Genomic DNA, 6285 nt, shown 5'->3' with positions numbered 1-6285 from the left:
ACGTTTGACATAATTGCTTCTTTCTTCCATAATAACGATTTCTTTTTTGTATCGCTATTTCAGGACGGGACATATATTTAATAAAAAACCTTCCATCACGGAAGGTTTTCTTATTATATCGAGTTTCTTAATCTCTCTTATAATTTACAACCGCTTCTATAAACGCTTGTGCATTTTCTACTGGAATATTCGGTAAAATTCCGTGGCCTAAATTGGCAATGTATTTATAAGGACCAAAATCGTCAATCATTTCTTTTACCATTTGTTGAATAGTTTCTGGAGGAGATAACAAACGAGAAGGATCAAAGTTACCTTGTAACGTCTTTTTGAAACCTGTAAACTCGCGTGCTAATTGTGGCGTAATTGTCCAATCAACTCCCAAAGCAGAAGCTTTAGAATCGGCCATTTTCTCTAAAGCAAACCAACAACCTTTTGCAAATACAGTTACAGGAACAACTTTAGAAACTTCGTTTACAATTTGCTCAATGTAATTCCAAGAAAATTCATCATAATCTTTTGGCGATAACATTCCACCCCAAGAATCAAAAATCTGAATCACATTTGCACCGTGTTCTACTTTTTTCAACAAATATTGAATCGTTGTTTGCGTAATTTTTTCTAACAATTGATGTGCTGCAATTGGATTTTGAAAACAAAAACCTTTCGCTTTATCAAATGATTTAGACCCTTGTCCTTCTACTGCATAACACAATAATGTCCAAGGAGAACCTGCAAAACCGATTAAAGGAATATTATTATCTAATTCTTTCTTCGTAATATCCATCGCTGCATATACGTATCCTAACTCTTCTTCTACATCAGGAATGTAAACTTTTTCTACATCTTGAGCTGTACGAATTGGATTCTCTAACCAAGGACCAACACCTGGTTTCATTTCGAAATTCATTCCCATTGCTTGTGGAACAACTAAAATATCCGAAAAGATAATTGCTGCATCCAACGGAAAACGACGAATTGGTTGAACTGTAATTTCAGCTGCTAATTCTGGCGTTTGACAACGTGTAAAGAAATCGTATTTATCTCTCAATTCGATAAATTCTGGTAAATAACGTCCAGCTTGACGCATCATCCATACTGGTGGACGTTCTACCTCCTCACCTCTCAATGCTTTTAAAAGCAAATCATTTTTTATCATTGATGTATTTTTTTATATTTTCTATTACTACTTCCACCAAAGGTGTTTGTGCAGTTATAATTTTATGATTTGGATAAACTTCTTTTATTGCAAAAGTTGTTGTATTTCCGACTGTAAAAATAGTTGAACTTTCTGGAATTTCATTTTGTTGATGAAATGCTTTGAATGACAACGGACTAAAAAAAGCATACATATCAAACGTATTATTTAATTGATAAACAATTTGCTCTGATTGATACGTTACGATTTGATTGACTTCGTGATTTGCTTTTGATAATTCGTTTACCAACAAATCTCGACGAGAAGAACCGCATAAGAAATTCCATTTCGAAAGATAATTTCCTGAAATCAATTTCGGAGCTAAATCTTCTGCATAATCTTCAACCAAAATAACTTCTCTGTTTTGTGCTTTTAGTTTTTCAGCCGTTTTTTTTCCAACAACAAAAAAATGACCATTCAAGTCCAATCCGTTAATGGCATTTACAGTATTTTGACTCGTTACGATAAATTGATTAACCGAATAATCAATCTGCTTCGAAATTTCATTAACAGAAGTTAATTCGATTTGTAAAGTTGGTTTGCAAACCACCTCAACATCAGTTCCAAATTCTTTTTCAAGAATAGAAGACGAAATTAACTTTGTAAATAAAACTTTTGTACGCACTATTTCGTTCCGATTTCTTTTTTTATTTGTTCAATCATTTTCGCTGCACCTTGCGCAATACATTCTTCAGCAAATTCGCGACCTTTTGTTAAGTACTCCTCTGCTTTGAATTGTCTTTCGATTGAAATCATTTCTTGTCCATCAATAGTTAAAATTGCTCCTTTGAACGAGTAATTTTCTTCATCAATTTTTTCTACTAATGCACCAATTGGCGCTGTACAACCACCTTCTAAAACATTTAAGAATTGACGTTCTACAGTTGCAAAAAGTTCGCATTGAGGATTATTAATATCACTCAAATCAAAACCTTCTTTGGCTACAATTCCCAAAATTCCTTGTGATGGCGCAGCAATCATCCAATCAATCACTTTATAATGAAGACCTTTCGCTGCCAATTCATCCAAAATTTCAGAACGATCTAAACCTGCAAAAGCAAACACAGCTCCGTCCCACTCTTGATTATCTTGTAATTTTTGTAAACGTAATTGTACATTTCCACGTAAATCTACAATAGTATCATTTGGATATTTATGATTCCAAAAAGCTTTACGACGCAAAGAACCTGTAGCGATAACACGATGTTCTTTTTCGAAAATATCTTCCGATTTGTACACCAAAATATCCGCAGAACTTGCACGTTCTGGATAAGCAATCAGCTCTAACGTTTCAGGTAAAACAGTTGGTACATCTTTCAACGAATGTACAGCAATATCTACTTGGTCATTTAACAATGCGATGTCCAATGAACGCGTAAAAACGCCTGTTAATCCTAAAGAATAAATGGGTTGTTTTAGATTTGCATCACCTTCTGAAGTAATTGGAACAATTTCTGTTGGATGACCTTTCGCTTCTAAAATCGAAGCAACTTTATTGGCTTGCCAAAGTGCTAAAGGACTTTGACGTGTACCAATTTTTATTGTTTTCATGATTGTATTAAGCTTGTTTTAAATGAAACATTTTTTCGATTAACTGAATTGTTTCGTCTGCATTTTCTTTATTTTCGATTAAATAAGATGCAAATTGATTGGTAATTTTTTGGATTACTTTTTCAGTTAAAATCGTTTCATTTTCGTCGATATTTACATTGTCTTTTCTCAAATTGTTTAAAGCAAAACTTTGAAAAAAGTCTAATCTATCTTTGAAAGATTGAATCGCTGGAACCAATTCTCTTGTTTCTAACCATTCGTAAAATTCTGCTGAATGTTCTTCGATAATTGCCAAAGCTTCTGGAATAGAATTGCGACGTTGCGCAATCGTATCATCTACCATTTTTGACAATCCGTCCACATTTACCAACTGAATAGATTCGCGAGAAGCCAACGTATGAATCACATTTTCTGGAACTGACATATCGATAATAGTCATTTCTTTATCAAACGCAATCATTTCTTCTGTAATTGTATAATTACTTGCTCCTGTCGCAACAATTAAAATATCTGTATGTTGTAATTCTTCTTTTAATTCGCTGTGATCTTTTACTGTAATATCATATTTCAGTCCAAGAACATCTGCTTTTTCTTTTGTACGATTGATTAACGTAATGTTTGTATTTGGATAATGTTTCACCAAATTAGCACATGTATTACGACCAATTTTCCCAATTCCGTACAAAAGAATATTTTTATCTGTTAAATCGCCTTGCGTTGCTTGAATAAAATTTACCGCAGAATAGGCAACTGAAGCCGAACCATTACTTAAAAATGTTTCGTTCTTCACTTTTTTACTAATTTGGATTGCCGTATTGACCAATCTTTCTAAGAAAGCATTAGAAGCACCTTGTTTTTTGAAGCGAGAAAACCAAATTTTGATTTGACCAATAATATCAAAATCTCCTAAAATCTGACTTTCTAAACCTGACGATACGCGAAATAAATGATTAATCGCCTCTTCACCTTCTTTTACCACCATAAATTGACGGAAATCTACTGCATTACCTTCTGTATATTTACAATATTGCTCAACGATTTGATCTTCACTTTCAGCAAAACCATAAAATTCAGTACGATTACAAGTTGATACAATAAAAAAATTCTCTAAACCATTCGATTTAGAATCTTCTGTAAACGTTTCAACTTGTTCTGGAAAAAATGTAAATTTACCTCGTGTTATGGCATCAGCTTTTTCATAACTAATTCCAATAACGTAAAATTTTTCTTCCGTTTTATTACCTCTAATTGTCATTTCTTCAAATACTGATACAAAAGTAGTTTCAAAACCATTGTGAAAATAACTTTAAAAAATAAAAATAACGCTAAAAATTAAAGTTTCCTTTTTTAGAATAATTATAAATTAAACACTTATATTTGTAGGTAAACCATTATAAAGAGCGCACTTGACAAATGTCACGTTTTTTATATGACAAACCTCATCATTCGAAATGGATTTAAAAAATACCCATAAAAGTAAAATCAACGAGTATAAATTATCAACAGACGTATTTATCGCTCAAATAGACAACTTTACAGAATCTACAGAGACAATTTTGAAAGGAATTGACAAGCGTTATATACAATTCTACTTTTGTACAAAAGGATCTTTGACATTTAATTTTAATAATGGTATTTACAAAATCAATCTACATGAAGGAAAAAGCTTTTTGTTTTATTATCCGACTTTAGATATTCCGTTATCGTTAAATATCAATGCAGAAAGTAAAGTTTATATTGTAGTCTTGTCTATCCAGAAATTACATCAGTTATTTGCCGAATATCAAATTCAGAATGATTTGATCTCGACAATGACACAAGAAAAATTTTATATTGAACGAGAAATTGGTCCGGCTATAAAATTAGTTCTGAATCAGATTGAGCAAATGAAACTATCACCTCAATTTCAAAATCTATTTTTGATTGGAAAAATGTACGAATTATTTACACTTTATTTTTCTGAGATAGAAAGTCAAACGGAACATTGTCCTTTTTTGAATGATGAAAATGAAGGAAAAAGAATCAAAGAAATTAAAGATTATTTATTAGCTGATTTCAAAAACCCTCCAACTATCAAACAACTTTGCGAAAAATTCTTTATTTCTGAATATCATTTGAAAGAAGGTTTTAAAGAGCTTTACGGAACAACTGTTTATGGTTATTTACTCGACAAAAAATTAGAACATGCGTTACATAAATTAGAAGAAAATCAACAAATGGTAAAAGATATTTCATTTGAAATTGGCTACGAAAATCCATCTCATTTCATATCAGCATTTAAGAAAAAATATGGTTTAACACCTAAGCAATATATCAAACAATTTCAGTAGACCCCTCTATTAATAAGCGTTTCATCTTTTTATAATCATTTATAAATACTTATTTTTGTTAAATATTTATAATTAATTATGAGAAAATATTTACTTCTTTTATTTCCTTTTGCATTATTCGCTCAGATTCCTGATTATTATGAAGGAATTGATTTTAAACAAAATGGAAAAATTATAAAAGAAGAACTACATGATATTATCAATGCAACGCATAGAGCAGTAAAATATACTCCAGGAGTTTGGAATATTTTAGACAAATCTGACTTAGACTTAGATTCTAATGGTCGTGTTTTGTTAATTTATGGTTTTACAGATAATTCTACAATTTACTCGGAGCAACGTACAAGAGATGTAAACAATAAAAATAACTCTTCAAGTGGAAGTACAATCGGAAAATGGGAACGCGAACATATTTTTCCAAAATCGATGGCCAATCCTATTCTAAATACAGATTCTCCTGGAACTGGAACTGATGCGCATAATTTACGCGCAGTTGATAGACAAATTAATTCGACTAGAAGTAACAATGCTTATCGTGAAAAATGGGCACAAGATGTAACAGGGCAAGCCAAATTAATCAATGGAGGTTTTTATCCTGGTGATGAATGGACGGGAGATGTAGCGCGAATTATTATGTATATGTATGTACATTATGGTATGGAAACCGATCCACAATTGGTTGCGTACAACAATACCACGACAAACAAAGAAGATAGAATGCCTGATATGTTCTTAAAATGGAATGTTGAAGACAAAGTATCTGAATTTGAAAAAGTAAGAAATGAAATTATTGCAGAAACACAAGGAAGCCGTAATCCTTTTATAGACAATCCTTATTTAGCAACATTGATTTGGGGTGGTGAAAAAGCTGAAAATACTTGGGAAGAATTAGCAACGATTAATTATAATTATCAACAATCACTTGTAGAAGTTTTTCCAAATCCAACAAATGATAGAATAAAGATAAAAGCTAATCATTTTGATTATGCGAATTTATATGATTTTAATGGTCGCTTAATTGGTATTGATTTAGGCACTGAAGTAAGTCTAAAACAATTTCCTAAAGGAATGTACATTTTATCAATCCATCTAAAAGATGGAAAAATTGTTACCAAAAAAGTAATTAAAAAATAAATGTAACGTCCTGAAAAAATGATACAGGATTAGACCAATAAAATTTTATTTTAAACAGTACATATATTCGTATTT

The 6285-nt window shown here is 31.4% G+C and carries 6 protein-coding genes; 2 read left to right on the top strand and 4 right to left on the bottom strand.

Annotated elements, in window-relative coordinates; translation table 11 throughout:
- Positions 1-127: 127 nt before the first annotated feature.
- From hemE to hemA, 4 genes are read right to left on the bottom strand one after another with little or no spacing between them, the layout of a single operon-like run.
- On the bottom strand, positions 128-1156 hold the full coding sequence (gene hemE / locus HX088_RS13515; protein WP_286484434.1) for a uroporphyrinogen decarboxylase: 1029 nt from the start codon (positions 1154-1156) through the stop codon (positions 128-130).
- A complete protein-coding gene (locus HX088_RS13510; protein ID WP_286484433.1) occupies positions 1143-1820 on the bottom strand; it encodes a uroporphyrinogen-III synthase in 678 nt (225 codons plus the stop codon). The genes hemE and HX088_RS13510 overlap by 14 nt, the downstream gene beginning before the upstream one ends.
- A complete protein-coding gene (hemC, locus tag HX088_RS13505) occupies positions 1820-2746 on the bottom strand; it encodes a hydroxymethylbilane synthase (protein WP_286484432.1) in 927 nt (308 codons plus the stop codon). The genes HX088_RS13510 and hemC overlap by 1 nt, the downstream gene beginning before the upstream one ends.
- 7 nt (positions 2747-2753) lie before the next feature.
- A complete protein-coding gene (gene hemA, locus HX088_RS13500) occupies positions 2754-4001 on the bottom strand; it encodes a glutamyl-tRNA reductase (RefSeq protein ID WP_286484431.1) in 1248 nt (415 codons plus the stop codon).
- A 196-nt stretch (positions 4002-4197) separates the two neighbouring features.
- Here hemA and HX088_RS13495 point away from each other — a divergent pair, with 196 nt between their 5' ends.
- Together HX088_RS13495 and HX088_RS13490 are read left to right on the top strand one after the other, a co-directional pair.
- On the top strand, positions 4198-5076 hold the full coding sequence (locus HX088_RS13495) for an AraC family transcriptional regulator (RefSeq protein WP_286484430.1): 879 nt from the start codon (positions 4198-4200) through the stop codon (positions 5074-5076).
- 78 nt (positions 5077-5154) lie between these two features.
- Positions 5155-6210, top strand: a complete 1056-nt coding sequence (locus HX088_RS13490; protein ID WP_286484429.1) for an endonuclease I family protein — start codon at positions 5155-5157, stop codon at positions 6208-6210.
- Positions 6211-6285: the final 75 nt, after the last annotated feature.

Source organism: Empedobacter sp. 225-1 (genome assembly GCF_030328185.1).
GTDB lineage: Bacteria > Bacteroidota > Bacteroidia > Flavobacteriales > Weeksellaceae > Empedobacter > Empedobacter stercoris.
The sequence above is the reverse complement of the archived record's forward strand: the minus strand, read 5'-3'. Positions and strand labels throughout refer to the sequence as shown.

Bases quoted from the DNA above. Each gene is read 5' to 3' on its own strand.
- hemE (WP_286484434.1), bottom strand. From the start codon at position 1,156: ATGATAAAAAATGATTTGCTTTTAAAAGCATTGAGAGGTGAGGAGGTA.
- hemC (WP_286484432.1), bottom strand. From the start codon at position 2,746: ATGAAAACAATAAAAATTGGTACACGTCAAAGTCCTTTAGCACTTTGG.
- hemA (WP_286484431.1), bottom strand. From the start codon at position 4,001: ATGACAATTAGAGGTAATAAAACGGAAGAAAAATTTTACGTTATTGGA.
- HX088_RS13495 (WP_286484430.1), top strand. From the start codon at position 4,198: ATGGATTTAAAAAATACCCATAAAAGTAAAATCAACGAGTATAAATTA.
- HX088_RS13490 (WP_286484429.1), top strand. From the start codon at position 5,155: ATGAGAAAATATTTACTTCTTTTATTTCCTTTTGCATTATTCGCTCAG.